We start from the raw sequence: 23,984 nt of genomic DNA, 5'->3' as shown, positions 1-23,984 counted from the left end.
GGGTCAACGTCCTTTGGGCCTTGCTGCGGGACGGGCGACCCTACGAGCGCAGTGCGCCCGTCCCAGCAGCTAGTTGACAACGGCATTAGGAATCCCGGCCGGGCGGCAGGGAGAGCATCGAGCGGTGCCGGCCGCCGGAGCCGGACGGCTGGCCCGGGCCGAGGTAGCCGGAGGCCACCCAGCCCTGGCCGCCGGTCGGCGCGGTGGCCTGCGCGGGCATGAACTGCGGCGCGCCGTGCGCCTGGCCCGCGTAGGTCTCGAACGTCTGGTGCTGCGGGTAGGGCAGGCCCTCGCGGGTGGCGTCCGGCGGCTGCGGGTCGCGGACCGCGAAGCCGGTGAACCGCATCCCCTCCTCGCCGGAGCGGTCGCCCGGCAGGGCGCGGAACAGCCTGCGGTATTCGGAGTACAGCGAGTCGTAGATCGGCGTGGCCGAGACCGGGTGCTCCGCGTCGTACGACGGGCGCATGCTCGGGATCGACCGGCCGACGCCGGTGGGGGAGGGGACGGCGGGGCGGCTGGGGGAGGCGAGGTCGTAGCTGTACACGTAGGAGCCAACGAGCGAGACCGGCCGGGGATGCGGGGGCGGCTCGCCCTGTCCTATGCCAAGTCCGCCGTCCGGGTCGGCCTCAACCACCTGATCGGCGGCCGGGGTTGACGGCTCGTCGGGAGCGGCCGGGGCGGCGGCGGGGTCGTTCACGGGGTCGCTCATCGGCGCGGGCCCGCTCAGGTCCCGGCCAGCGGGAGCATCGCGGCGCCCACCAGGCCGCGGGCGGCGCCCCGGTCCAGGGCGAGGCGCAGCAGGTCCTCCCGGGGCTGCCGCCCGACCGTGCCGGCCGGCACCGCGAACATGATCACCTCGGACTTGCGGGCCGCCGCGGCCCGCCACGCCGGGGTGACCTGCAGCGGCTGGTGGGCCTGCCACCAGGCGGCCGAGCCGCCAGTGGCGGACGGCTGCAGGATCGCGTGCAGCTGGCCCATCGCCATCAGCACCGACCAGCCGGAGCGGGGCCGTACCGGCGCCTGGTTGACGTCCTGGACGAGTTGGAAGCCGTGCTCGGTGAGCAGCGCGAGGAACTCGTCCTCGCCTTCCTGGCTGCCCGGGCGGCCCACCGGGCCGGTCGGCTCGACCACCAGGGCGGCGTGCTGGGTGTCCCCGCACAGCACGATCCCGCAGGTCACGCCGAGGACGGCGGGCTGCGACTGACCGCGCATCACGGTCCGCGGGGCGGTGATCGGCTCCGGGATGACGACCGGCTGGGCCGGCTCGACCGGCTCGGGGGCGAGCGCCGCCGGGGCGTCCTGCGACTGGCTGATCGACGCCACCGCGCCGCGCAGCTGCTCCTCGGCGACCGGCACCACCTGCGACGGGATGCAGCGGGCGTGCGCGAAGGCCAGCACCGCGGTCTCGTCGCCGACGAACAGCACCGTGCTGGTCGGCTCGCGCAGCGAGTCGCCCGGTTGTCGGCAGGAGGTGCAGTCGTAGGAGTCCGGCGCGTGGGCTCCGGCCAGCAGGCTCTCGGCCTCGTCGTCGCCGATCTCGGCGCGTACGTCCTCGCTCACCTCAAGCATGCGCGGCACAACCACTCCTCGTTCGTCCTCTTATGCGCCCGGGTGGGGACCTCCCGGGTGCGCGGCGCGGGACGCGCCGAACGCCATTACCAACGGGAGGTTGTGGCTGGGGTCACGGGTGGCGCTCCGGACGACGGGAATTGCGTCGGATCTGACAGCCCTGTGTGTGCCTCCGGTCGCAATGTGTCGACGCTGTGCCCGACCTCACACGGGCCAAACTGTGACCGGGACCATATTCCGATATGGTTTGATCTTCGAATACCAGGACAAATCGGGCAAATTGCCTTGGTTAACTAGATCCATACCGCCGGTAACGGGCGCATGACCTGGGCGGATCCGAAACTGTTTGGCGGCCGGTCCGCGGTGTTCGTAGGTTCGTGGCCGGTGCATCGAGCACCTCCCGGGTGGTTCACCCCCGAAGCGACGGCGCGGTACGTCCGACACGTGCACCGCCGCCCACCGGACCTGGCGAGCGAGACGAAATCCCTGCGTGCAGGGCCTGGTTCCGCCTGCCCACCCCCGGGATTGTCGAGAGGAATCTCATGATCTTCCGTAACGAGACCGCCGCTGCCACCTCCGCCCTCAAGCGCAACCGCGTCCGCGCGGCGGTCGTGGGCGGCGCCCTCCTCGCCGTCCCGGTGGCCGGCCTCGTCACGGCCACCTCGGCCTCCGCCGCGGACGTCTCCACCTGGGACAAGGTGGCGATGTGCGAGTCGACCGGCAACTGGTCGATCAACACCGGCAACGGTTTCTACGGCGGGCTGCAGTTCACCTCCTCCACCTGGGCCGCGTACGGCGGCACCGCCTACGCCGCGCAGGCCAACCTGGCCACCAAGGCGCAGCAGATCTCCGTCGCCGAGAAGGTGCTGGCCGACCAGGGCCCCGGCGCCTGGCCGGTCTGCTCGGTGGTGGCCGGCCTGACCAAGGGCGGCGCCCCGGCGCAGGTCGACACCTCCTCGTCGACCGCCTCCACCTCCTCCTCGTCCGCCGCGAAGTCGAGCTCCTCCTCGGCCGCGACCGCCGACTCCTCGAAGGCCTCGCGCTCCGAGACCCGCGCGCAGGCCCCGAAGGCCGCCGCCCAGGAGACCGCCCCGGCCCAGCAGCAGGCGCCGAAGCAGACCTGGAAGGACAAGCCCGCCGCGGCCCCGACCAACACCGCCAAGGGCGGCACCTACACGGTGAAGTCCGGCGACACCCTGTCCAAGATCGCCGCCGGCCTGGGCGTCGACTGGCACGCGCTGTACAACAACAACACCGGCGTCGTCGGCGGCAACCCGGACCTGATCTTCCCGGGCCAGGTCCTCTCCGTCTGAAGCCCCACCGGAAGCCCCGCTTCCCCCGGGATCGGCTGATCCCACCCTGTCGGCGTGAAGCCGCCACCCCCGCGCTCGGGGTGGCGGCTTCCGCCGTTCCGCCCGCCTGACCGTCCGTCAGGCCGCCGGGCGCCCCGACCACCCGGCTGGGGGCGCTCCGCGGGTGGCCGACCCGCCGGCTGCTTAGCGTCGGTGGAATGCGGATGCCCCACCTGCGGATGCCCCGGCTGCGAAAGCCCCACCTGCGGAAGCCCCGGCTGCGCCCCGCCTCGCCGCCCCGGCGGACGCCCCTGCTCGGCCGCGGCGTGCTGGCGCTCGGCCTGCTGCTCCCGTCGGCGGCCGCGCTGTCCTTCGCCCGCCAGCCCACCCCGGACCTGGTGTGGGACCGCCTCGCCGACTGCGAGAGCGACGGCGACTGGCGGGCCGACACCGGCAACGGCTACTACGGCGGCCTGCAGATCTGGCCGCCGACCTGGCGGGAGTCCGGCGGCCTGCGCTACTCCGACCGGCCCGACCATGCCTCCCGGCGCCAGCAGATCGCCGTGGCGGAGGAGATCCTGCGCCGCCAGGGCTGGAACGCGTGGCGCTCCTGCGCGCGGGACATCGGCGTCCTGCAGTAGCCCCGGGTGCTGCCAGGCGCTACCAGGTGCGCCCGGCGGGGAGGTCGGCGAGGCCCGGGGCGGACAGGTGCGGGACGCGGTAGACGGTGCCGGTGTCCTCGGTCGGCGCGTCCTGCCAGAGCGTGAAGCGCAGCAGCTCCCAGCGCCCCGGGTCGAGCGCGAGCAGTGCGGTGTGCACGCCCGGGCGTTCGGCGAGCGCACGCAGCGCGTCGAGCGCGCGGTCGACGGTGGCGGCCAGGGCGAGCGGGTCCGGGTCGGTGGGGACGGGCGTCAGGGCGCGGGTGGCGTAGCCGGGGGCGCTCGCGCGGGCCGGGCCCGGGTACTGGCCGAGCGGCGTCCAGTCGCCGACCGCGGGGCGGCCGAAGTCCCGCACGATGTGGTGGAAGCCGCCGCCGCCGACCAGGAACGCGGCCATCGCCCCGGCGTCCTGCCAGAGGTAGAACGGCGCGTACTGGTTCACCGGCGAGCCGTCCACGCCGCGTTCGCGCAGCAGCCACGCCTTGAAGCCCAGGCCGGGGCGGTCGTCCAGCAGCGGGGCGCCGGCGGCGATGCGGCGGCGGATCACGTCGAGGTCGTAGTCGGCGGGCAGGGTGATCTCGTACTGCTTGGCGTGCACGGGGACCTCTCGGCTCAGGGGAGGGCGGGCGGGGCGGCGAGCAGGGCGAGCAGGCCGTCGACCGCCTGGTGGAACGGGGCGGGGGTGCCGGCGGCGCGGGCCAGCACGTAGCCGCCCTGGAGGACGGCGACGACGGTGGCGGCGGTGGCCTGCGGGTCGGTGGCGGCGGGGAGCTGTCCGGCCGCGCGGCCCTCGGCGAGCACCTCGGCCAGGCGGCCGCGCAGCCAGCCGAGGGTCTCCTCGACGGGAGCGCGCAGCACCGGGTCGGCCATCACCTCGGGGTCCTGGGTGAGTCGGCCGATCGGGCAGCCGCGCAGCACCTCGCGCTCGCGCCGCAGGTAGGCGGCGACCCGGTCGACGGCGGTGCCGGGCCCGGAGAGCAGTTCCTCGGCGGTGGCCCGGAGCTCCTCGGCGGTACGGCGGATCGCGGTCAGCGCCAGCTCGGGCTTGCCCGCGAAGTGGTGGTACATGCTGCCCTGGCCGGCCCCCGCGTGCTGCTGGATGGCCTTCGGGCTGGTGCCCGTGTAGCCGCGCTCCCACAGCAGCTCGCGGGTGCTCTCGATCAGGCGGTCGGCGGTGCTCATGCGGCGCACTGTACATACCAGTAGGTACAGTGCGCAGGGGTTCCGGCGGGGCGGGCCGGTTCAGGCCCAGGTGAGCTCGCCCTTGGCGGCGCGGGCGCCGAGTTCGACGGCGAAGGGCACCGCCGCGTCCGGGTACCGGTGCAGCATCGCGGCCTCGACGGCCGCCGGGTCGGCGGGCTTGCCGAGCTCGGTCTCGAAGGCGCGCAGGTAGTCGGCGGTCCAGGCGATCGGGTCCGGGGTGCCGTCGGGCGGCAGCGGCAGCTCGGTGTGGCGGTGGCCGGGGACGGCGCGGGCCGGCTCCAGCGCGGCCATCTCGTCCAACAGGGCGATCCAGGCCTCGCGTTGGGCGACCCGCGGGGTGTCGGCGGTCCACGGGTGGACGCCGAGGTAGAGCAGCGGGCCGCCGAGCAGGGTGCGGCTGCGGTGCTCCCACAGGTAGTGGTGGTCGGGCAGCCCCAGGGAGGCGCCGCGCAGCTCCAGCCGGTGGTCCTCCAGCTCCACGGCGTCGCCGGTCAGCGGCTCCAACGCGACCAGCCGGGTGGGCAGTTCGGGCCCGAGCCGGGCCCAGGTGGCGCGGTGCGCGGGATAGTCGCGCTCGATCCGCTCGGCCACCGGCTCGGGCGCCAGGAAACGGGCCTCCGGGAAGGCGTCGCGGACCTCCTCCGCCGCGAAGTAGCAGTCCGGGGCGGCGTGGTCGATCAGCACCGCGGCCAGCTGCCGGCCCGACGAGCGGATCTCGCGCACCAGCCGCCGGCCGTCCGACAACCGGAACCCGGTGCCGACCAGTACCGCCCGGTGGCGGCCCAGCACCAGCACCGCCGTCTTGTGCAGTGAGCCCTCCGGCAGGTCGACCACGCGGAACTCCAAGGCTTGCATCGCGGCTCCTCCCGCCTCGGCACGGCCTCCCCCCAGCGTGGAGCGCCCGCGCGCCGTCCGCATGCGGGACGCCCGCGCGCCCGCCCGGCGGGTACGCCGAGAGGATGACCGCGGGGCCGACCGGAGGGCCACGGGCGGGGCGGGCCGCTCGTCCGGTGAGCGGACGACGGTCCGTCAGGTCGGACGGGCGGCGGTGACACCCAGGCCCCGGTGCGAGGATGAGGGGATGAGCGGGTTCGCCGGGGAGCTGTTCGGGCGCGGGCGCCAGGAGCCCGCGCCCGGGGTGGTGCTGCTGCCCGGCTGGCTGGACGGGGCGCGGCAGCGCGAGCTGGTCGCCGCCTGCCGGGAGTGGGCGCGTCCGCCGGCGGGGATGCGCACGGTGACGCTGCCGACCGGCGGGGTGATGTCGGTGCGGACGGTCTGCCTGGGCTGGCACTGGTACCCGTACGGGTACGCGCGGACGGTGGTGGACGGCGACGGCGCGCCGGTGAAGGCGTTCCCGCCGGAGCTCGGCGCGCTGGCCCGGCGGGCGGTCGACGAGGCGTACGGCGCGCGGGCGGCGGAGATCGCCGGCGCGGTCGGCTACGCGCCGGACGTGGCGCTGGTCAACCACTACCCGCACGGCGCGAAGATGGGCCTGCACCGCGACCGGGAGGAGCGGGTGGACGCCCCCGTGGTGTCGCTGTCGCTCGGCGACGACTGCGTGTTCCGGCTCGGCAACACCGAGACCAGGACCCGGCCGTGGACCGACCTGGAACTGCGCAGCGGCGACCTGCTGGTGTTCGGCGGCGAGATGCGCTTCGCCTACCACGGCGTGGTGCGCACCCTGCCGGGCACCGCCGACCCGGGCCTCGGGCTGGTCGGGCGGCTGAACATCACCGTCCGGCAGACGGGCCTGCCGTGACCGGGGACGCGGCGGGCCGGGCCCGGAGTGACCCGCGGGCGGCGGGTCGCCCCACGGGAATTCCCGGGGCGCAAGGAGACTTGTGCTGGACGAACGCGGTGGGCGCCGGCGCTCGAGGACCGGACGGCCGCCAGGAGAGGAAGCCACCCATGGGAACCCCCGTCGACCAGCTCGTCGACCTGCTCGACCTGGAGCGGATCGAGCTGAACATCTTTCGCGGCCGCAGCCCCGAGGAGGCGCTGCAGCGCACCTTCGGCGGGCAGGTGGCCGGGCAGGCGCTGGTCGCGGCGGGCCGGACGGTGGACCCGGACCGGCCGGTGCACTCCCTGCACGCGTACTTCCTGCGCCCCGGCGTCCCGGGCGTGCCGATCGTCTACCAGGTCGACCGGATCCGCGACGGCCGTTCCTTCACCACCCGCCGGGTGCTCGGCATCCAGGGCGGGCGGTCGATCTTCGCGCTGACCGCGGACTTCCACAAGCCCGAACCCGGCGGCATCGAGCACCAGATGACCATGCCGGACGTGCCCGGCCCCGAGGCGCTGCCCAGCGCCCTGGACGAGGTCGGCGCCAAGCTCGGCGAACTCCCGCCGTTCATCAGCCGGCGCCAGCCCTTCGACATCCGCTACGTGGACCGCCTGCGGTGGAGCCGCGAGGAGCTCGACGGCGTGGAGGCGCGCAGCGGCGTGTGGCTGCGCACCAACGGCGAGCTGCCCGACGACCCGCTGATCCACGTCTGCGCGCTGACCTACGCCAGCGACATGACGCTGCTGGACGCCGTCCGCGCCCCGGTCGAACCGCTGTGGGGCGAGCGGAACTTCGACATGGCCTCGCTCGACCACGCGATGTGGTTCCACCGCCCGTTCCGCGCCGACGACTGGCTGCTCTACCAGCAGGAGGCCCCGATCGCGCACGCCGCGCGCGGCCTGGCCCGCGGCGAGATCTACGACCGCAGCGGCCGGCTGGTCGTCTCCGTGATGCAGGAGGGCCTGTTCCGCCCGCTCGCCGGGCGGCCGTCCGCCGACGCCTGATGCTTCCGAACGTCCGTACCGTAACCACGACTTGGGAGGGTGAGCGATGACCGAGACCGATGCCGACGCGTGGCAGCGCTGGACGGAGTCGCGGACCGCGGCGGTGAGTGCGCCGCACGGGCCGCTGGCACTGACCGGCACCCACTGGCTGGAGCCCGAGCCGGGGGAGATCCCCGGCCTGCCGGGCCGATGGTGGGCCGAGGACGGCCTGGTGCGGACGGTGCTGGCGCCCGGCGCCGGCGTGCGACTGGAGCGCGGCGACGGCGAGTTGACCGGCGCGGTGGCGCTGCGGACGGACGGCGACCCGGAGCCGCAGATCGCCGTGCTGGGGCAGCGCAGGCTGGTGCCGATCGAGCGGGAGGGCGAGCTGGCGCTGCGGGTCTTCGACCCGGACGCGCCCACTCGGACGGGGTTCGCCGGCATCTCGCTCTTCCCGTACGCCCCCGACTGGGCGGTGCCCGCCGTCTACACCCCGTTCGACACGGGGGAGCGGGCGGTGGTGGTGGAGAACGCCGACGGCCGGGATCGCCCGCTCGCGGTGACCGGCCAGGTCGCGTTCACGCTGTGCGGCGAGCCGCACACGCTGACCGTCGGCCGCTCCGGCAACCGGCTCAGCGGCGTCATCGCGGACACCACCAGCGGCCACGAGACCTACCGCTTCCGGTTCGTGACGCTGCCCGCGCCCGACGCCGACGGAAACACCGTGCTGGACTTCAACCGCGCGTACCTGCCGCCGTGCGCGTTCGCCGACCACTTCATCTGCCCGTTCCCGCCGCCCGGCAACCGGCTGACCGTCGCCGTGGAGGCGGGCGAGCGGCAGGTGGTGACGGTCTGAGGCGAGGCCGGGTGCGCCAGCTTGTTGAGAGCGCTCTCAGAGTGCCGGTCGACCCGCTAGGCTGCTGGTAGCGACCGAGGCGCGGCCCGGTCGGCGGACGCGGAGAGGAGCCCAGGGTGTCGGAAGCCGAGACGCGGGCCGAGGCAGGACCGGCCGGGCGTCCCACCCTGGAGTCGGTGGCCGAGCTGGCGGGTGTCTCGCGGGCCACCGCCTCGCGGGTGGTGAACGGCGGCGCGGGGGTCCGCGCCGCGCTGCGGGAGAAGGTCCAGCGCGCCGTCGACGAGCTGGGCTACGTCCCCAACCTGGCCGCGCGCACCCTGGTCACCCGCCGCAACCGGGCGATCGGGGTGGTGGTCGCCGAACCCGAGAGCCGGATCTTCTCCGACCCGTTCTTCGCCCAGCACCTGCGCGGCATCAGCCGCGAACTCTCCGCCGCCGACAACCAGATGGTGCTGCTGCTCGCCGAGGACGAGCGCGACCACGAGCGGATCGGCCGCTACCTGGCCGGCGGCCACGTCGACGGCGTGCTGCTGTTCTCCCTCCACCAGGCCGACCCCACCCCCGACACCGCCCGCCGCCTCGGCCTCCCCTTCGTGATAGGTGGCCGCCCCGGCTGGCCCGGCGCCGAGTCCGACCGCGACCTGGTCTACGTCGACAGCGACAACCGCGGCGGCGCCCGCCTCGCGGTGCAGCACCTGAAGGCGCTCGGCCGGACCCGGATCGCCACCATCACCGGACCGCTCGACCAGACCTCCTCCGTCGACCGCCTCGACGGCTACCGCGACCTGCTCCCCGACGGCGACCCCGAGCTGATCGCCGTCGGCGACTTCACCGCGGACGGCGGCGGCCGCGCGATGGCCGAGCTGCTGGCCCGCCGACCGGACGTGGACGCCGTCTTCGCGGCCTCCGACGCGATGGCCTCCGGCGCGCTGCGGGTGCTCAAGGCCGCCGGGCGGCGGGTGCCGCAGGACGTCGCGGTGGTGGGCTTCGACGACGTCGAGTCGATCGCGGAGTGGACCGAGCCGCGCCTGACCACGGTCCGTCAGGACATCGAGGAGATGGGCCGCCTGATGACCCGTCTGTTGCTGCGCCGCCTCAACGACGCGGGTGCCTCCGCACCGTCCTCGGTGATCATCCCGACGGGGCTGGTGATCCGCGAGTCCGCCTGAGCCCGGGTCAGGTCGAGCCGGGCCGGTCGGCGCGGCGGTACGGTCCGCTAGGCTGCGCGCCGTTCGAGCGGTTGATCGGGAGCGGTGGGGGCGCCACGGTGCAGCATGACGGTGAGCGGGTGGCGCGGTCCGGGCCGGCCGGGCGGCGGAAGGCCGTCCTGCTGGCGGCCGCCGGTGGCGGTGTCCTGCTGCTGGCCGGGAGCGGCGTGGTCGTGGCGCTGTCCGGTGCCGAGCGGCCGGGGCCGACGGGCCGGGCACCGGTCGCGAGTGCGAGCGCGGACACGCCGGCTCCGAGCGGCGGCCCGGCCGAACTCCCCGGCAGCCCTGCCGCGACGCCGTCCGCCGCTGCGAGCGCCGAGCCCAGCGTCGAGCCCTCGCAGACCGCGGTCGACACGCCCGCGCCGAGCACGTCCGGGCGGCCCCGGACGCCGACGGCGAAGCCGTCCACCGCCGGGCCGGGCGACATGTCGCCGGTGAACGCCCGTCCGTCGGCCAGCCGGGCGCCCGCGCCGACCGCTTGCCCGCCCGGGCAGATCTTTGCCCCGGTGGGCGACGGCTGGTGCGTCACCGTGCAGACGGGTACCCCGGTCCGGCCGTCGGCCGGATCGTCGACGCCCGGCCGGTAGCGCGCGGACGGGCTCGCCCGGCGTCGAACCCGCCGGGCCCGGCCTGCGGTCCGGTGGCATCAGGCGGCCCGGACGACCTCGACGCCCTGGGCGGCGAGGCGGGTCAGGACTTCGTGCTCCGGGTCGGCGTCGGTGACGAGGGCGGTGATCTTGTCCCAGGGGAGGACGCGGTAGGGGGAGGCGGCGCCGATCTTCTCCGAGGACGCCAGGACGTAGGTGTCGGCGGCGCGAGCGGCGAGGGCGCGCTTCATGGCGGCCTCGTCGGGGTCGCCGGTGGTGAGGCCGGCTTCGGGGTGGACGCCGGTGACGCCGAGCAGGCAGAGATCGGCGGAGACGTTCTGGGCGGCTTCCACGGCGGCGGCGCCGCAGGTGACGGCGGAGTGCTTGAAGAGCCGGCCGCCGAGCAGGAAGACCTCGGCCAGAGGGTGGTCGAGCAGGGCGGTGGCGACGGTCGGGCTGTGCGTGATCACGGTGCAGGCCAGGTCGGGCGGCAGCAGGCGGGCGACCGCGAGGGCGGTGGTGCCGCCGTCCAGGATCACGGCGGCGCCGGGGCGGATCAGGGCGGCGGCGGTGCGGGCCACCCGCTGCTTGCCGTCCGGGGCGACGCTCTGCCGGGCCGCGTAGTCGGCGACCGCGGGGGAGACGGGCAGGGCGCCGCCGTAGACGCGGTGGCAGAGCCCTTCCGCGGCGAGGTCGCGCAGGTCGCGGCGCACGCTGTCCTCGGAGATGCCCAGGTCGGCGGCGACGTCCTTGGCGACGATCTTGCCCTGGCGGGCGAGCAGGGCCAGCAGGTGGTCGCGGCGTTCGGCAGCCAGCATCCGTGTTCTCTCCCGTTCTTGCACGTTTCTGCGTGTATCGTAGCGCGCCATGGACGACACCACACGGACCGCCCGCACCACCGACCCGCACCGCCCCGGCGTCGACGTCCCCGACCACCGGGGGCGCACCGGCCTCGACCGGGCCGGGCGCGAGCTGGACCGCAACCCCGGCGTGGTGGTCCGGGACGTCGAACTCACCTCGCAGGGCTGGCACGTGCTGCGCCGCACCACCTTCGACTACCGCCGGCGCGACGGGCGCTGGGTCACCCAGCAGCGCGAGACGTACGACCGCGGCAACGGCGCGGTCGTCCTGCCGTACGACGCGGAGCGCGGGACGGTGCTGCTGATCCGTCAGTTCCGGTACCCGGCCTACGTCAACGGGCATCCGGACGGGATGCTGGTGGAGGCGGCCGCCGGGCTGCTGGACGGCGACGAGCCGCTGGCGGCGATCCGGCGGGAGGCCGCGGAGGAGCTCGGCGTGGAGCTGGGGCCGCTGACGCACGTCTTCGACGCCTACATGAGCCCGGGTTCGGTCACCGAGCGGCTGCACTTCTACGCCGCCCCCTACCGTCCGGGCGACCGGACCGGGGACGGCGGCGGGCTGGAGGAGGACGGCGAGGACATCGAGGTGCTGGAAGTGCCCTTCGGTGAGGCGCGCGCGATGGTCCGGGACGGGCGGATCGCCGACGGCAAGACCGTCATGCTGCTGCAGTGGGCGGCGCTGGACGGTCCGTTCGGCGGCTGATCCGCCCTCGCGGGCGCGGTCAGCCGAGGACGAGTTCGTTCTCGACGGCGGAGTCGTCGCCGGGGACCGGGACCTGGTGGCCGCTGCGGGTGAAGCCGAGCTTGCGGTAGAAGGCCTCGGCCCGGTGGTTGTCCTGGTGGACGTAGAGGCGCACGCGGGAGACCTCGGGCTCGTCGTGCGCCTGGGCGAAGGCGATCGCGGCGTCGAACAGGGCGCGGGCCAGGCCGGTGCCGCGGTGTTCCGGGCGGACGAAGACGCCGACCAGGTGGGCCTGGGTGACGTCGATCGGGGCGCCGAAGACGTCGCCGTGGCCGGCCTGTTCGATGAGCACGGTGACCGAGCCGTCCCAGCCGCCGTCGGGCCGCTCGGCGACGAACTGTTGGGCGATCAGCTCGCTGCGGGAGCCGGCCGCGCGGGCCTGCCAGACCTCGTCGGGCTGGGCGGCGGCGTTGTCGTAGGTGTCGAGGAAGGCGATGCCCGCCACCGGGTCGCGCAGGGCGTCCAGTCGCAGGTCCCTGACCTGCCGCCAGTCCTCGGCGGTGACGGCTCGTATCACGTGGCTCATCCGCCGATCCTCGACGGGAGCGTTGACGTGGGCAAGCGGATTTCCGCCGGCCCGCCCCGGCCGGACGCCGGAGCCCCGGGCCGTGGGCGGCCCGGGGCTCGGTGCTTTCGGGGTGACGGCGGGTCAGTTGTAGGGGATCCGCAGGACGGAGGCGTTGCCCTGGGCCTGGGTGGCGCCGGTGCGCAGCTGGGCGGGGGCGTTGCCGATGGCGGGCCAGATCTCGATCCGGACGGTGGCGTTGGCGAGGTTGGCGGGCGCGGAGCCGGTGGTGGCCTGGAGGCCGGACGCGGTGGCGTTGTAGCGCTCCCAGCCGGTCACCGGGTCGGTGGCGAAGTAGCGGTAGGTCTCGGTCCGGTCGTACGTGCCGTCGCCGGTGAAGTCGTAGGAGACGCGGGCCTGTTGGCCGAGGGCGACGTTGGCGCCGGCGTCGACGTAGAGGTCGAAGTCGGTGGTGGCGCTCGGGCGGAGCGTCCCGGTGACGTGGCTGATGGTGTAGGTCAGCGGCTGGTAGGGGGCGCCGTCGTGGTTGCCGCCGCCGCCGGAGACGACGGTGTCGGCGGTGGCGCCGGTGCCGTAGCCGGGGGTCAGCGTGCCGCCGGGCTGCAGGTAGAAGGTGTTGGCGGTGGTCTGCGGCACGGTCGGACTGGCCGACGGGGACGGGGAGTTGCTCGCGGACGGCGACGGCGACGGCGAGGGCGAGGCGGACGTCGACGGGGTGGGGGAGGGGCTGACACCGCCGGCGCCGCCGTCGGGCTTGGTGCCGCGCTCGCTGGCGGTGGAGCGGGCCGGGACGGTCAGGGTGTAGCCGTCGGAGAACCGGACGGTGCGGGCCGCGGTGGTGTAGTTGTGCGCCACGTGGGTGCGGGTGGCGCCGTTGACGAAGACCGCGGCGGTGGGGGTGTCGGCGGTGGTGGCCGGGTCGAGGGTACCGAGGACGGCGAGGTTGTAGATCCAGTGGTAGGTGTGCGCCTTGGACTCGCCCTCCTCGGGGGTGTACCCGGCGTTCCCGGCGTCCCAGTCGGCCTTGGCGGCGGCGGGGTCGGTGAGTGCCTCGGCCTCCCAGAGCAGGTCCCGCCAGTCGGTGAAGACGCCGCCGTTGTTGCCCTTCAGCTCGGCGAGGTTGGCCGCCAGGTCGTCCTTGCGGCGCGCCAGGTAGAGCGAACCGCCGGTGACGGGGAGGAAGTTGATGCCGTGGATCATGCCGGGCGCGGCAGTCCACCAGGTGGAGTAGGCGGCGCCGTCGCCCCACACCATGCCGACCGTGCCGTGCTGGAAGCCGGCCGGGAAGGCCCGGTGGTCGGCGTCGAACCAGTACTGCTGCACCGCGTTGGCCTCGGTGGTGTACAGGTAGACGCCGAGGTCGCGCAGCGTGTTGTCGCCGGTGGCGGCGCCGTACAGGATCAGGCCGGAGCTGAAGTCGAGCGACTCGGAGGAGGACTCCTCGTTGTTGCCGGCCGCGAAGCCGGCGTGGCCGGAGGCCCAGCCGTGGCCCGCGTACGGGTCGAAGTTGCGCAGCACGGGGAAGCGGGCGTCGGCGCGGTCGGCGTTGGCGGCGTCCTTGGCGAGCAGCTTGACCATGCCGCCCCAGGCGGAGTCGGCGGCCCACGCGGAGTCGTAGCGGGCGACGGTGGCGGCGGCCTGGATGAAGTAGCCGTAGTGGAAGTGGTGGTCGTTGAGTTCGGCGTCGGTGCCGTAGGAGGCGGGGTAGCCGATCAGGGTCTTCCAGGTGGTGTCGTAGGCGAAGACCGGTGAGCCGGTGCCCTTGAACCAGGTCTGCAGCTTGCCCTTGATCAGTCCGAGCAGCTTGTCGCGGACCGCGGTGTCACCCAACTGGTCGGCGACCGGCACGAGTTGGGCGAGTCGGCCGAGTGCCTTGCCGACCCAGTAGGTGTCGGTGGCGGCGTTGAACGGGTCGCTCGCGTCGGCGACCTGGTGCAGGTAGCCGTCGAGCGCGGTGCGGTCGTAGCCGCCGACGTCGGGCAGCGAGGGCAGGACGCCGGTGACGGACTGCACGGTGCTGAACGAGCCGCCCTGGCGGACCTTCATGGTGCCGCGCGGCGAGGTGTACGTCAGCGCGGTCAGCGGATCGGAGGTGGCCTGCCACTGGTGCGGGTAGAGGGCGAGCAGCGTGCCGCTCTGGCTGCCCTCCTGCGCGGTGGTGGTGGCGGTGTAGGTGGTGGTGAGGGTGCCCGCGGCCGGGTCGTAGTTCCAGCCGACCTCGGTGTCGGTGACGAAGGAGTACGCGTAGGTGCGGAACAGCGCCAGGTCGGCGGTGGAGGGCAGCAGCGCGACCGAGTAGTAGTCCTTGGCGCCGAGGCCCACGCTCAGCGTGCTGCCGTTGACGTTCCAGGTGGTGCCGGTGGGGGCGAACAGGCCGTAGTTGTGGCCCGCGACGGTGATGCCGAGGACGTTGCCCTGGTTGGCGAAGACGGTGGGCGCCGAGGTGGTGGTGACCTGCGCGGCGCCGCCGGTGGCGTGCGCGTAGACGTAGGGCAGGCCGTGGCCGATGGTGGCGCTGAAGGTGTGCGCGCCGTCGGACCAGTACGGGGTGACCGTCCAGTCGGACCAGCCGTCGACCTTGGTGTCTGGGGAGTCGAGGCCGGCCACGCCGAGGGTGAGGTCGCGGGCGTGGGTGTAGTCGTACTGGCGGCCGTCGGAGGTGATGGTCGGCGTGGTGGGGTAGCCCACCTCCAGGCCCGCGGCCTGGGCCTTGAAGGTCATCGGGTGGGCGTACAGGTTCTCCGAGTACGGGTTGCCCGCGTAGCGCTGGTAGATCAGCGAGGACCACCAGTCGTTGGTGGGCGCGGCCTGGCCGGCCATCCGGGCGGTGACCTTGGGGGCGACCGGGGCGCCGTCGGAGTTGGTGGGGCCGGTGGTGCCGGCCGGGCGAACGTCGGTGTAGCCGCCGAGGCCGACCGGGACGGTCGCGGCCGCGGCGCTGCCGGCGCCGACCGTGGCGGTCAGCGCGGCGGCCGCGGCGAGCGCCAGCGCGGTCACGGCGGCCGCCGGACTGCGCAGGGAGCGGTGCTTCATGGATGTCCACCTCGAGTGGGGGGCGGGCGAGTGGCTGAGAGCGCTCTCAGTCCGGGGACGCTAGGGGCGTCCCTGAAGGGGTGTCAACAGGTGCGGCGAAGGCTGTTTCGTTCAGAACTCGAATGCCCAGGTGGGCAGGACGCGAGATTACGTTCAGGTTTCGAGGGCTTGACGGGCGCGTTCACCGCCCGGCACTCTCTCGGCAGCGGTTGAGAGCGCTCTCAGAACGTGGCGGCGCCGACGACCCGCATCACCCACGTCCTTCGACTTCCCCCGCATCCGCCCCGCCCAGGAGGCCTCCCCATGCGTCCCCACAGAGCCCGCCGCTCCTCCGCGGCCCTCGGCTGCGGCCTGCTCGCCGCCGCCCTGCTGCTCAGCGCGTGCAGCAGCTCCGGCACCACCGGTTCCCAGGACTCCGCCGCCGGCAACGTGACCCTCACGGTGGACCTGTTCGGCACCTTCGGGTTCAAGGAGGCCGGCCTCTACGACGAGTACATGAAGCTGCACCCGAACGTCACCATCAAGCAGACCGACACCCAGGACGAGGGCCAGTACTGGCAGGCGCTGCAGACCAAGCTCGCGGGCGGCGGCGGCCTCGCCGACGTGCAGGGCCTGGAGGTCGGCCGGGTGGCCAGCGTGGTGCAGAAGCAGGCCGACAAGTTCACCGACCTGAAGACGCTCGGCATCGGCGGGGTCAACGACGAGCTGGTGCCGTGGAAGGGCGCGGCGATCAAGACCGCCGACGGCAAGGTGCTCGGCGCGGGCACCGACGTCGGCCCGGAGGCGATCTGCTACCGCACCGACCTGTTCAAGGCCGCGGGCCTGCCCACCGACCGCACCGAGCTGGCCGCCAAGTGGTCGACCTGGCAGGGCTACCTGGACCTCGGCAAGCAGTACGCCGCCAAGGCCGAGGCGGGCAACGCCTGGACCGACAGCGCGGCCGGCATGTTCACCGCCGAGGTCGGCCAGCAGAAGGTCCGCTACGCCGACGAGGCCGGAAAGCCGGTCTACGACTCCAGCACCGCGGTGAAGACCGCCTGGGCGGACGCCACCTCGCTGGTGGCGAGCGGCCTGTCCGCGAAGCTCGCGCAGTGGACCCCCGAGTGGAACAAGGCGTTCTCGACCGGCAAGTTCGCCACCCTGAGCTGCCCCGCGTGGATGATCGGCTACATCAAGGGCCAGGCGGGCGACGGCGGTTCGGGCAAGTGGGACATCGCCGCGGGCCCCGGCAAGACCGGCAACTGGGGCGGCTCGTACCTGACGATCCCGAAGACCGCCAAGCACCCGAAGGAGGCCGCCGAGCTGATCAAGTGGCTGACCGCCAAGGAGCAGCAGGCCACCCTCTTCACCAAGCAGGGCTCGTTCCCGTCCTCCACCGGCGCGCAGGCCGCCATCAAGGACGTCACCGACCCGTACTTCAACAACGCCCCGATCGGCCAGATCTTCAGCGAGTCGGCGGGCAACATGCCGGCCCAGGTGCTGGGTACCGACGACGGCGTGATCGGCAAGGCGTTCACCGACGCCCTCGGCGAGGTGGAGCGCACCGGCACCGCGCCGGACGCCGCCTGGAAGCACGCCCTGGACAACGTCAAGAAGGCCAACGGCAGCTGACGCCACGTCAGTGCCGGTCGCCAACCCGCCGCCCCGGCCCGCCCGTTGACCCGGGCGGGCCGGGCGCCCGTCGAAGGACCCCGCCCATGGCTCTCGGTTCCACCGCCCGGCTGCCCGCCGCCCGGGCCGCCGGCCGCACCCGCCGGCGGCTCGCCCCGTACGGCTTCGTCGCCCCGTTCTTCGTGCTGTTCGCCGCGTTCGGCCTGTTCCCGCTGCTGTACACCGCCTACGTGTCGCTGCACCGGGTCGAGCTGCAGACCTCCGACCGGATGGACTGGCTGGGCCTGCAGAACTACACCCGGCTGTTCGAGGACCCGTTCTTCTGGAACGCGCTGCGCAACACCTTCACCATCGGCGTGCTCTCCACCGTCCCGCAGCTGCTGATGGCGCTGGGCCTCGCCCACCTGCTCAACTACCGGCTGCGCGGCCGGACCTTCTTCCGGGTCGCGATGCTGCTGCCGTACGCCACCTCGGTCGCCGCCGCGACCCTGGTCTTCGCCCAGCTGTTCGGCCGCGACTACGGCCTGATCAACTGGGTGCTGCACACCCTGGGCCTGCACCCCGTGGACTGGCAGGCCTCCACCTGGGCCTCCCAGCTCGGCGTCTCGGCGATCGTCACCTGGCGCTGGACCGGCTACAACGCGCTGATCTACCTGGCCGGCATGCAGGCCATCCCCGGCGAGCTGTACGAGTCCGCGGCCGTCGACGGCGCCTCCCGCTGGCAGCAGTTCCGGCACGTCACCATCCCCGGCCTGCGGCCCACCATCGTCTTCACCGTGGTGGTCTCCACCATCGGCGCCACCCAGCTGTTCGGCGAACCGCTGCTGTACGAGGGCAACTCCGGCGGCGGCATCTCGCACCAGTACCAGACCCTCGGCCTCTACCTGTACGAGCAGGGCTGGACCTTCTTCCACCTCGGCCGGGCCGCCGCCGTCGCCTGGGTGATGTTCCTGCTGATCGTCGTCCTCGCCCTGCTGAACGCGGCGATCGCCGCCCGCCGCAACCGTACGGACCGGTGACCCGATGACCCACGTCCTGTCCAAGCCCGCCGCCCCGGCCCGCAGTTCGGCCCGCCGGGCGCGCTCCCCGCTGAACGGCGGCCCGCTCGCCTACGCCGTGCTGATCGTCGCCACGCTGCTCGCGGTCTTCCCGTTCTACTGGACGCTGGTCGCCGCCAGCCGCTCCAACTCCGAGCTCAGCGCGGCGACGCCGGCGCTCACCCCCGGGCCCAACCTGTTCCACAACCTCGGCGAGGCGCTCCAGCAGGCCGCGATCGGCACCGCCCTGGTCAACTCGCTGATCGTGGCCGGCGTGGTCACCGCCGGGGTGGTGCTCTCCTCGACGCTCGCCGGGTTCGCCTTCGCCAAGCTGAGGTTCCGCGGCAGCCGGGCGCTGCTGGCGCTCACCGTCGGCACCATGATGATCCCGCCGCAGCTCGGCGTGATCCCGCTGTTCATGGTGATCGTCAAGCTCGACCTGCAGAACAAGCTGCCCTCGGTGATCCTGCCCTCGCTGGTCTCCGCGTTCGGCGTCTTCTTCATGCGCCAGTACCTGGTGCAGGCGCTGCCCGACGAACTCGTCGAGGCCGGGCGGATGGACGGCGCCTCGCTGCTGCGGATCTTCCGCTCCATCGTGCTCCCGGTGGCCCGGCCCGGCATGGCCGTGCTCGGCATGCTCACCTTCATGGCCACCTGGAACGACTTCTTCTGGCCGATCGTCGCGCTGAGCTCCCAGAACCCCACCGTGCAGGTCGCGTTGAAGTCCCTCGGCCAGGGGTACGTACCCGACCAGTCGGTCATCATGGCCGGCACCCTGCTCGGCACCCTTCCCGTCCTGGTGGTGTTCGCGCTGCTGGGCCGGCAGATCGTCGGCGGCATCATGCAGGGCGCGGTCAAGGGCTGACCCGCCCCGACCGGCCGACAGACCCCACCAACTCACCCTCCTGGAAGGCGACATGACCGTCCAAGCGCTCCCGCTGACCGCCCCCGCCGCGCCCGCCCGGTTCCCGGCCGGATTCCTCTGGGGCGCCGCCACCGCGGCCTACCAGATCGAGGGCGCCGCCGCCGAGGACGGCCGCACCCCGTCCATCTGGGACACCTTCAGCCGCCGCCCCGGCGCCGTCCGCAACGGCGACACCGGCGACGTCGCCGCCGACCACTACCACCGCTACCGCGACGACGTCGCGCTGATGTCCGAACTCGGCCTCGGCGCCTACCGGTTCTCGCTCTCCTGGCCGCGCATCCAGCCCGGCGGCAGCGGCCCCGCCAACGAGGCCGGGCTCGACTTCTACGACCGACTCACCGACGAACTCCTCGCCGCCGGCATCACCCCCGTCGCCACCCTCTACCACTGGGACCTGCCCCAGGAACTGGAGGACCGGGGCGGCTGGACCGACCGCGGCACCGCGCTGCGCTTCGCCGAGTACGCGAGCATCGCCGCCCGCCGGCTCGGCGACCGCATCCCCACCTGGACCACCCTCAACGAGCCCTGGTGCAGCGCCTTCCTCGGCTACGGCAACGGTGTCCACGCCCCCGGCCGCACCGACCACCGCGCCGCCCTCACCGCCCACCACCACCTGCTGCTCGCCCACGGCCTCGGCACCGCCGCGCTGCGCGCCGAACTCCCCGCCACCGCACAGGTGTCGCTCACCCTCAACCTGGCCGCGGTCCGCCCGCTCACCACCGACCCGGCCGACCTGGACGCCGCCCGCCGGATCGACGGCCTCGCCAACCGGATCTTCCTCGACCCGGTCTTCCACGGCCGCTACCCCGAGGACGTGCTCGCCGACACCGCCCACCTCACCGACTGGTCCTTCGTCCGGCCCGGCGACCTCGCCGAGATCGCCCGCCCCGTCGACTCGCTCGGCATCAACTACTACACGCCGACCGTGGTCGCCGCCGACGACCCCGCCAGCCCCGCCCCGCGCCAGGACGGCCACCAGGGCGACAGCCCCTGGCCAGCCGACCACGGCATCCGCTTCCTGCCCGCCCCCGGCAGCACCACCGCGATGGGCTGGCCGGTCGACGCCGACGGCCTGTACGAACTGCTCACCCGACTGCGCGACGACCTGCCCGGCGTGCCGCTGCTGGTCACCGAGAACGGCGCCGCCTACGAGGACTACACCGACCCCAGCGGCGCCGTCCACGACCCCGAGCGGATCGCCTACCTGCACGGCCACCTCGCCGCGGTCCGCCGCGCCATCGCCGACGGCGCCCCCGTCCAGGGCTACTTCCTCTGGTCGCTGCTCGACAACTACGAGTGGGCGTACGGCTACAGCAAGCGCTTCGGCATCGTCCACGTCGACTTCGCCAGCCAGCGGCGCACCCCCAAGGACAGCGCCCGCTGGTACGCGGAGGTGATCCGCACCGGCCGACTGCCCGAGTGAGTCCCCCGGGACCTCACCGGGGCGTCGGCCGGTACGGCGGGACGCGTCACAGCGAGGCCGGGTCGGCGATGTCCCCTCGCCCACCCGGCCTCCCGCATCCCCCTCACGGGTCAACGATCTGATCAAATGGGCCCTCGATCAAGGTCGATCTGCCGCACGATGCATTAGCGGAGCTGATCGATTCCGGCCGCCCACCACGTCGAGGGAATCCGCCCGTTGGACCTGACCGAGATCGAGACCTTCCTGGCACTCGCCGACGAACTCCACTTCGGGCGCACCGCCGAGCGCCTGCGGCTGTCCCAGTCCCGGGTCAGCCAGCTCATCCGCTCCCTCGAACGCCGCATCGGCGCACCGCTGTTCGTCCGCACCAGCCGCCGGGTCACGCTCACCCCGCTCGGCGAGCACACCCGGCGGTCCTTCGGCGCCGCCCACCGGGCGCTGCGCCGCAGCTACGACGAGGCGGTGGCGATCGCCCAGGGCGTGGCCGGCGAACTGCGGATCGGCTTCCTCGGCTGCCTAAACGGCGCCCCGTTCACCGGCGCCGTCGCCGAGTTCGCCCGCCGCCACCCCGCCTGCCGGGTGGCCGCCACCGAGGTCTCCTGGGTCGACCCCTACCGCCCGCTGCGCGGCGGCGACGTGGACCTGCTGCTCACCCTGCTGCCGGTGGACGAACCGGACCTGACGGTCGGCGGGGTGCTCGTCGCCCACCCGCGGCTGCTCGCCCTCCGGGACGGGCACCCGCTCGCCGCCAAACGGAGCGTGGACATCGAGGAGCTCGCCGACTGGCCGATCCTGGACAGCCCGTTGGAGGTGCCCGAGCCGATCCGACACGCCGTCAGCCCGCCGTTCACCCCGAGCGGCCGGCCGCTGCACCGCACCCCCGGCGGCCGCACCTACCAGGAGGCGCTGCACCACGTCGCCACCAGCGACACCGTCTGGGCCACGCACCGCGGCCTGTTCCGCGGCTACCGGCACCCCGAGGTGGTGGCCCGCCCCCTCACCGGCCTGTCCGCGGCCAACGGCGCGCTGGTGTGGCGCACCGACGCCGCCACCGCCAAGGTGCACGCCTTCGTCTCCGCCGCGGCCGGCGCGGCGGCCTGACGCTACCCGCCGTTTTGCTCGGCCGAGCAAACACGGTCTTGCTCGGCCGAGCAAACAGCGCTAACGTTTTGCTCAGTCGAGCAAGGAGTTGCTCGATCGAGCAGAACGGGAGGTGCTCCGGTGGCGCGGACTTTCACCGAGTCGGGGCGGCGGAGCCAGATCGTGCAGGCGGCGATCGAGGTGATCGCGGAGGCGGGCTACGCCAAGGCGACCTTCGCGCGGATCGCCAAGCACGCGGGGCTGAGCAGCACCGGGATGATCTCGTACCACTTCGCGGGCAAGGACGACCTGCTGCGCGAGGTGGTGGCCGAGGTGCTGCGGGTCTCGCAGGAGTACATGGTGCCGCGGATCGAGGCGGAGACCGGCGCGCGGGCGCGACTGCACGCGTACGTGCGGTCGAACGTCGAGCTGGTGGCGGTGCATCCGCGGCACCTGGCGGCGCTGCTGGAGGTCCTGAACGTCCAGGGCGGCGACTCGGAGGCGCAGTTCGCCGAGAACCAGCGGGCGATGATGGAGATGCAGGAGGGCCTGGTGCGGATGGCCCAGGCCTCCGGGGAGTACGGGGCGTTCGACGCCCGGGTGCTGGTGACGGCGCTGCGGGGGGCGATCGACGCGGTCCTGGTGCGCACGATGCGCGATCCGGAGATGGACGTGGCCACCAGCGCACGTGAGTTGGCGGAGCTGTTCGACCGGGCGGTGCGGCCGGTCGAGGTCTGCATGGAACCGCACCGTGGACAGGGGGAATCGTGAACGAGCGGATGGCGGCGACGGGTACCGGCACGACAGCCGGGGACGCGACGGCGGGGGACGCGATGGCTGGGGGCGCTGAGGCCGGGGGTGCTGCGTCTGGGGGCGCGGCGGAGCTGCCGCGGACCGAGGACGGGCAGGTCGACTGGGCCGCGGTGGCGGGGGACAGGTCGACGCCGGCGGAGCGGGCGCGGCGGGGGAAGCGGCAGCTGTTCCAGTCGCTGGTGTTCGAGCTGGCGGTGCCGCTGGCGGCCTACTACGTGCTGCTGGCGGTGGGCGCCGGGCAGTGGCTGGCGATCACCGTGAGCGGGCTGTCGGCGCTGCCGTGGGTCGTGTACGGGATCGTCCGGCACCGGCGGCTGGACGCGATGCCGGTGTTCGCGCTGCTGCTGATCGCGGTGGGCGCGGTGCTCTCGGTGGTGACGGGCAGTCCGCGGGTGCTGCTGGTGCGCGACAGCTGGGTGTTCGGCCTGATCGGGGTGTGGATCCTGGGCAGCCTGTTCACCCGGCGGCCGTTCATGCTGGGCGCCGGACGGTCCGTGGTGAGCGCCAAGATCGGGGTGGCGGGCGCGGCGGCGTGGGCCGGACAGTGGGAGACCGACCCGCGGTTCCGGCGGCACCTGCGGCTGCTGACCCTGGTGTGGGGCGTCGGTTTCGCACTGGACGCGCTGGTGCGGGTGGCGTTCGCGCTGACCCTCCCGCTCGGGGCGGTGCCGCTGGTGAACAGCCTGCAGTGGCTGGTCGTGCTGGGCGGGCTGCTGCTGTTCCACGTGCAGTACGTGAAGCGGGCCGGGCTGCTGGTGTGAGACCGGCGTACGGGTGCGGCATCCTGACGGGTCGTCAGGGTGCCGCACGCTGCTATCCGGGGTGCTTCGCCTCGTGTGCGCCACTCGCCGGTGCGTCGTCGTCGAGCGGTCGACCGGCGTGAAGCACCTCACGGCTGCTCGCGGCTCGACAGATGAACGCGGGCTGCCCTGGAAGCCGTCAAACAGGTCAACGGGTCGGTAACCATGAGCGAGGAGCCATGAGGTGTAGAGCCTGATCGAGGCCGTCATGGCCGAGATGCGGGAGCGGTCGAAGTAGAGGGCTGAGACCAGATCCTGGCCTGGCCAGGCGTGGATCAGGTGGCCGCTGTACCGCCTTGAACGACCGCGCGGCTGCTGTTCCGCCAGTCGTCTGACCGTCCGCCCGCCACTAGCCGCGGGTCGTCGGTCGATCCGATCCCCGGTGTCCATCACTTGTTGAACACAGAGGCAGCGTCCAATGTCGATCAGTCCTTCGCCCGAGGTCGCGGGGTTCTTCTCGTTCGTGACGGGGATGCCGTGGCCGGAGGCGGATGAGGATCTGATGCGGTCGGTGGCGGACGACTACTACGCGGTGGCGGACGACCTGAGGGTTCTCGGGGGGTATGTCGGCGAGTTGGTGCCGGTGATTCTGGAGAATTTCGAGGGGGATGCGGCGGAGGCGTTCGTGGCGGCGATCCGGGACCTGGTGGGGCAGGTGTCGGGTGGGGACGTGATGTCGGAGACCGCGGATCTGTCGCGGGAGTTGGGGGATGTGGCGCGCCAGGTCGCGAATCAGGTCGAGTACACGAAGCTGATGGCGATCCTGCAGGTCGTGCAGTTGATCCTGCAGATGCTGGTGGCGCAGTTCTTCGCGCCGTTCACGTTCGGCGGGTCGTATTTCAATGCGACGCTGGCGTTCGCGGCGACGCGGGAGGCGTTGCGGAACCTGTTCTTCTGGCTGGTGCGGCAGATCGCGTCGCAGACGTTCATGGGGATCATGGGCGGGTTGGCGATGGATGCGGCGATCCAGAGTTACCAGTTGGCGTCGCATCAC

24 protein-coding genes are annotated in these 23,984 nt (G+C 73.4%); 15 read left to right on the top strand and 9 right to left on the bottom strand.

What is annotated here, in order from left to right:
• Positions 1-85: 85 nt before the first annotated feature.
• Together AB0K51_RS32305 and AB0K51_RS32300 are read right to left on the bottom strand one after the other, a co-directional pair.
• Positions 86-697: a hypothetical protein gene (locus AB0K51_RS32305; protein WP_363461408.1), complete on the bottom strand. Its 612-nt coding sequence runs from the start codon at positions 695-697 to the stop codon at positions 86-88.
• 26 nt (positions 698-723) lie between these two features.
• Positions 724-1,578, bottom strand: a complete 855-nt coding sequence (locus AB0K51_RS32300) for a hypothetical protein (RefSeq protein WP_363461405.1) — start codon at positions 1,576-1,578, stop codon at positions 724-726.
• Between the two features lie 533 nt (positions 1,579-2,111).
• On the opposite strand from AB0K51_RS32300, the gene AB0K51_RS32295 reads away from it, so the two are divergent.
• Positions 2,112-2,882, top strand: coding sequence for a transglycosylase family protein (locus AB0K51_RS32295; RefSeq protein WP_363461403.1), 771 nt, complete (start codon positions 2,112-2,114; stop codon positions 2,880-2,882).
• Between the two features lie 197 nt (positions 2,883-3,079).
• Positions 3,080-3,502 carry a transglycosylase family protein gene (locus AB0K51_RS32290; protein ID WP_363461401.1) on the top strand — a complete coding sequence of 141 codons (423 nt, stop codon included), beginning with the start codon at positions 3,080-3,082 and terminating at the stop codon, positions 3,500-3,502.
• Positions 3,503-3,521: 19 nt separating this feature from the next.
• Here the strand turns inward: AB0K51_RS32290 and AB0K51_RS32285 are convergent, their stop codons facing one another.
• From AB0K51_RS32285 to AB0K51_RS32275, 3 genes are read right to left on the bottom strand one after another with little or no spacing between them, the layout of a single operon-like run.
• A complete protein-coding gene (locus tag AB0K51_RS32285; RefSeq protein ID WP_363461399.1) occupies positions 3,522-4,118 on the bottom strand; it encodes a DUF4865 family protein in 597 nt (198 codons plus the stop codon).
• A gap of 14 nt (positions 4,119-4,132) precedes the next feature.
• Positions 4,133-4,702, bottom strand: a complete 570-nt coding sequence (locus AB0K51_RS32280; protein WP_363461397.1) for a TetR/AcrR family transcriptional regulator — start codon at positions 4,700-4,702, stop codon at positions 4,133-4,135.
• Positions 4,703-4,762: 60 nt separating this feature from the next.
• On the bottom strand, positions 4,763-5,578 hold the full coding sequence (locus AB0K51_RS32275; protein ID WP_363461395.1) for an MBL fold metallo-hydrolase: 816 nt from the start codon (positions 5,576-5,578) through the stop codon (positions 4,763-4,765).
• A 226-nt stretch (positions 5,579-5,804) separates the two neighbouring features.
• Here AB0K51_RS32275 and AB0K51_RS32270 point away from each other — a divergent pair, with 226 nt between their 5' ends.
• From AB0K51_RS32270 to AB0K51_RS32255, 4 genes are all read left to right on the top strand, one after another.
• On the top strand, positions 5,805-6,482 hold the full coding sequence (locus AB0K51_RS32270) for an alpha-ketoglutarate-dependent dioxygenase AlkB (RefSeq protein ID WP_363461393.1): 678 nt from the start codon (positions 5,805-5,807) through the stop codon (positions 6,480-6,482).
• A gap of 149 nt (positions 6,483-6,631) precedes the next feature.
• A complete protein-coding gene (locus AB0K51_RS32265; RefSeq protein ID WP_363461391.1) occupies positions 6,632-7,510 on the top strand; it encodes an acyl-CoA thioesterase II in 879 nt (292 codons plus the stop codon).
• A 46-nt stretch (positions 7,511-7,556) separates the two neighbouring features.
• The gene (locus AB0K51_RS32260) at positions 7,557-8,345 is read left to right on the top strand and encodes a DUF1684 domain-containing protein (protein ID WP_363461389.1); all 789 of its coding nucleotides are present in this window, start codon (positions 7,557-7,559) and stop codon (positions 8,343-8,345) included.
• Between the two features lie 116 nt (positions 8,346-8,461).
• Positions 8,462-9,514 (top strand): LacI family DNA-binding transcriptional regulator, encoded by a 1,053-nt coding sequence (locus AB0K51_RS32255; RefSeq protein ID WP_363461387.1) that lies wholly within the window; start codon positions 8,462-8,464, stop codon positions 9,512-9,514.
• A 7-nt stretch (positions 9,515-9,521) separates the two neighbouring features.
• Here AB0K51_RS32255 and AB0K51_RS32250 read toward each other — a convergent pair whose 3' ends face one another.
• Together AB0K51_RS32250 and AB0K51_RS32245 are read right to left on the bottom strand one after the other, a co-directional pair.
• Positions 9,522-10,082, bottom strand: a complete 561-nt coding sequence (locus tag AB0K51_RS32250; RefSeq protein WP_363461385.1) for a hypothetical protein — start codon at positions 10,080-10,082, stop codon at positions 9,522-9,524.
• A gap of 117 nt (positions 10,083-10,199) precedes the next feature.
• Positions 10,200-10,958 (bottom strand): DeoR/GlpR family DNA-binding transcription regulator, encoded by a 759-nt coding sequence (locus AB0K51_RS32245; RefSeq protein ID WP_363461383.1) that lies wholly within the window; start codon positions 10,956-10,958, stop codon positions 10,200-10,202.
• Between the two features lie 49 nt (positions 10,959-11,007).
• Here AB0K51_RS32245 and AB0K51_RS32240 point away from each other — a divergent pair, with 49 nt between their 5' ends.
• Positions 11,008-11,703, top strand: coding sequence for an NUDIX domain-containing protein (locus AB0K51_RS32240; protein WP_363461381.1), 696 nt, complete (start codon positions 11,008-11,010; stop codon positions 11,701-11,703).
• 19 nt (positions 11,704-11,722) lie between these two features.
• Here AB0K51_RS32240 and AB0K51_RS32235 read toward each other — a convergent pair whose 3' ends face one another.
• Together AB0K51_RS32235 and AB0K51_RS32230 are read right to left on the bottom strand one after the other, a co-directional pair.
• Positions 11,723-12,268 carry a GNAT family N-acetyltransferase gene (locus tag AB0K51_RS32235; protein WP_363461378.1) on the bottom strand — a complete coding sequence of 182 codons (546 nt, stop codon included), beginning with the start codon at positions 12,266-12,268 and terminating at the stop codon, positions 11,723-11,725.
• Positions 12,269-12,391: 123 nt separating this feature from the next.
• Positions 12,392-15,301: a glycosyl hydrolase gene (locus AB0K51_RS32230; RefSeq protein ID WP_363461376.1), complete on the bottom strand. Its 2,910-nt coding sequence runs from the start codon at positions 15,299-15,301 to the stop codon at positions 12,392-12,394.
• 303 nt (positions 15,302-15,604) lie between these two features.
• Between AB0K51_RS32230 and AB0K51_RS32225 the strand changes: the two genes are divergently transcribed.
• The 8 genes from AB0K51_RS32225 to AB0K51_RS32190 form a co-directional block, all read left to right on the top strand.
• Entirely contained in the window at positions 15,605-16,912 is a 1,308-nt protein-coding gene (locus tag AB0K51_RS32225; RefSeq protein ID WP_363461374.1) for an extracellular solute-binding protein, read from the top strand.
• Between the two features lie 86 nt (positions 16,913-16,998).
• A complete protein-coding gene (locus tag AB0K51_RS32220; RefSeq protein ID WP_363461372.1) occupies positions 16,999-17,931 on the top strand; it encodes a sugar ABC transporter permease in 933 nt (310 codons plus the stop codon).
• Between the two features lie 4 nt (positions 17,932-17,935).
• Positions 17,936-18,814 (top strand): carbohydrate ABC transporter permease, encoded by an 879-nt coding sequence (locus AB0K51_RS32215; protein ID WP_363461370.1) that lies wholly within the window; start codon positions 17,936-17,938, stop codon positions 18,812-18,814.
• A 52-nt stretch (positions 18,815-18,866) separates the two neighbouring features.
• On the top strand, positions 18,867-20,297 hold the full coding sequence (locus AB0K51_RS32210) for a GH1 family beta-glucosidase (protein WP_363461368.1): 1,431 nt from the start codon (positions 18,867-18,869) through the stop codon (positions 20,295-20,297).
• A 216-nt stretch (positions 20,298-20,513) separates the two neighbouring features.
• Positions 20,514-21,398, top strand: coding sequence for a LysR family transcriptional regulator (locus tag AB0K51_RS32205; protein WP_363461366.1), 885 nt, complete (start codon positions 20,514-20,516; stop codon positions 21,396-21,398).
• A gap of 120 nt (positions 21,399-21,518) precedes the next feature.
• Positions 21,519-22,148 carry a TetR/AcrR family transcriptional regulator gene (locus tag AB0K51_RS32200; RefSeq protein ID WP_363461364.1) on the top strand — a complete coding sequence of 210 codons (630 nt, stop codon included), beginning with the start codon at positions 21,519-21,521 and terminating at the stop codon, positions 22,146-22,148.
• 62 nt (positions 22,149-22,210) lie between these two features.
• A complete protein-coding gene (locus AB0K51_RS32195) occupies positions 22,211-22,951 on the top strand; it encodes a VC0807 family protein (RefSeq protein WP_363461362.1) in 741 nt (246 codons plus the stop codon).
• Between the two features lie 457 nt (positions 22,952-23,408).
• Positions 23,409-23,984: hypothetical protein (locus AB0K51_RS32190; RefSeq protein WP_363461360.1), on the top strand; the 576-nt coding region annotated here is incomplete at its 3' end.

The organism is Kitasatospora sp. NPDC049285 (genome assembly GCF_040678815.1).
Taxonomy (GTDB): Bacteria; Actinomycetota; Actinomycetes; order Streptomycetales; family Streptomycetaceae; genus Kitasatospora.
Note: the sequence above shows the minus strand (reverse complement) of the source record. Positions and strands in the feature narration are given on the sequence as shown.

Excerpts from the sequence above, each read along its gene's own strand:
- AB0K51_RS32295 (WP_363461403.1), top strand. The coding sequence starts at position 2,112 with ATGATCTTCCGTAACGAGACCGCCGCTGCCACCTCCGCCCTCAAGCGC.
- AB0K51_RS32290 (WP_363461401.1), top strand. The coding sequence starts at position 3,080 with ATGCGGATGCCCCACCTGCGGATGCCCCGGCTGCGAAAGCCCCACCTG.
- AB0K51_RS32280 (WP_363461397.1), bottom strand. The coding sequence starts at position 4,702 with ATGAGCACCGCCGACCGCCTGATCGAGAGCACCCGCGAGCTGCTGTGG.
- AB0K51_RS32275 (WP_363461395.1), bottom strand. The coding sequence starts at position 5,578 with ATGCAAGCCTTGGAGTTCCGCGTGGTCGACCTGCCGGAGGGCTCACTG.
- AB0K51_RS32270 (WP_363461393.1), top strand. The coding sequence starts at position 5,805 with ATGAGCGGGTTCGCCGGGGAGCTGTTCGGGCGCGGGCGCCAGGAGCCC.
- AB0K51_RS32265 (WP_363461391.1), top strand. The coding sequence starts at position 6,632 with ATGGGAACCCCCGTCGACCAGCTCGTCGACCTGCTCGACCTGGAGCGG.
- AB0K51_RS32260 (WP_363461389.1), top strand. The coding sequence starts at position 7,557 with ATGACCGAGACCGATGCCGACGCGTGGCAGCGCTGGACGGAGTCGCGG.
- AB0K51_RS32245 (WP_363461383.1), bottom strand. The coding sequence starts at position 10,958 with ATGCTGGCTGCCGAACGCCGCGACCACCTGCTGGCCCTGCTCGCCCGC.
- AB0K51_RS32240 (WP_363461381.1), top strand. The coding sequence starts at position 11,008 with ATGGACGACACCACACGGACCGCCCGCACCACCGACCCGCACCGCCCC.
- AB0K51_RS32235 (WP_363461378.1), bottom strand. The coding sequence starts at position 12,268 with ATGAGCCACGTGATACGAGCCGTCACCGCCGAGGACTGGCGGCAGGTC.
- AB0K51_RS32230 (WP_363461376.1), bottom strand. The coding sequence starts at position 15,301 with ATGAAGCACCGCTCCCTGCGCAGTCCGGCGGCCGCCGTGACCGCGCTG.
- AB0K51_RS32225 (WP_363461374.1), top strand. The coding sequence starts at position 15,605 with ATGCGTCCCCACAGAGCCCGCCGCTCCTCCGCGGCCCTCGGCTGCGGC.
- AB0K51_RS32220 (WP_363461372.1), top strand. The coding sequence starts at position 16,999 with ATGGCTCTCGGTTCCACCGCCCGGCTGCCCGCCGCCCGGGCCGCCGGC.
- AB0K51_RS32215 (WP_363461370.1), top strand. The coding sequence starts at position 17,936 with ATGACCCACGTCCTGTCCAAGCCCGCCGCCCCGGCCCGCAGTTCGGCC.
- AB0K51_RS32210 (WP_363461368.1), top strand. The coding sequence starts at position 18,867 with ATGACCGTCCAAGCGCTCCCGCTGACCGCCCCCGCCGCGCCCGCCCGG.
- AB0K51_RS32195 (WP_363461362.1), top strand. The coding sequence starts at position 22,211 with ATGGCTGGGGGCGCTGAGGCCGGGGGTGCTGCGTCTGGGGGCGCGGCG.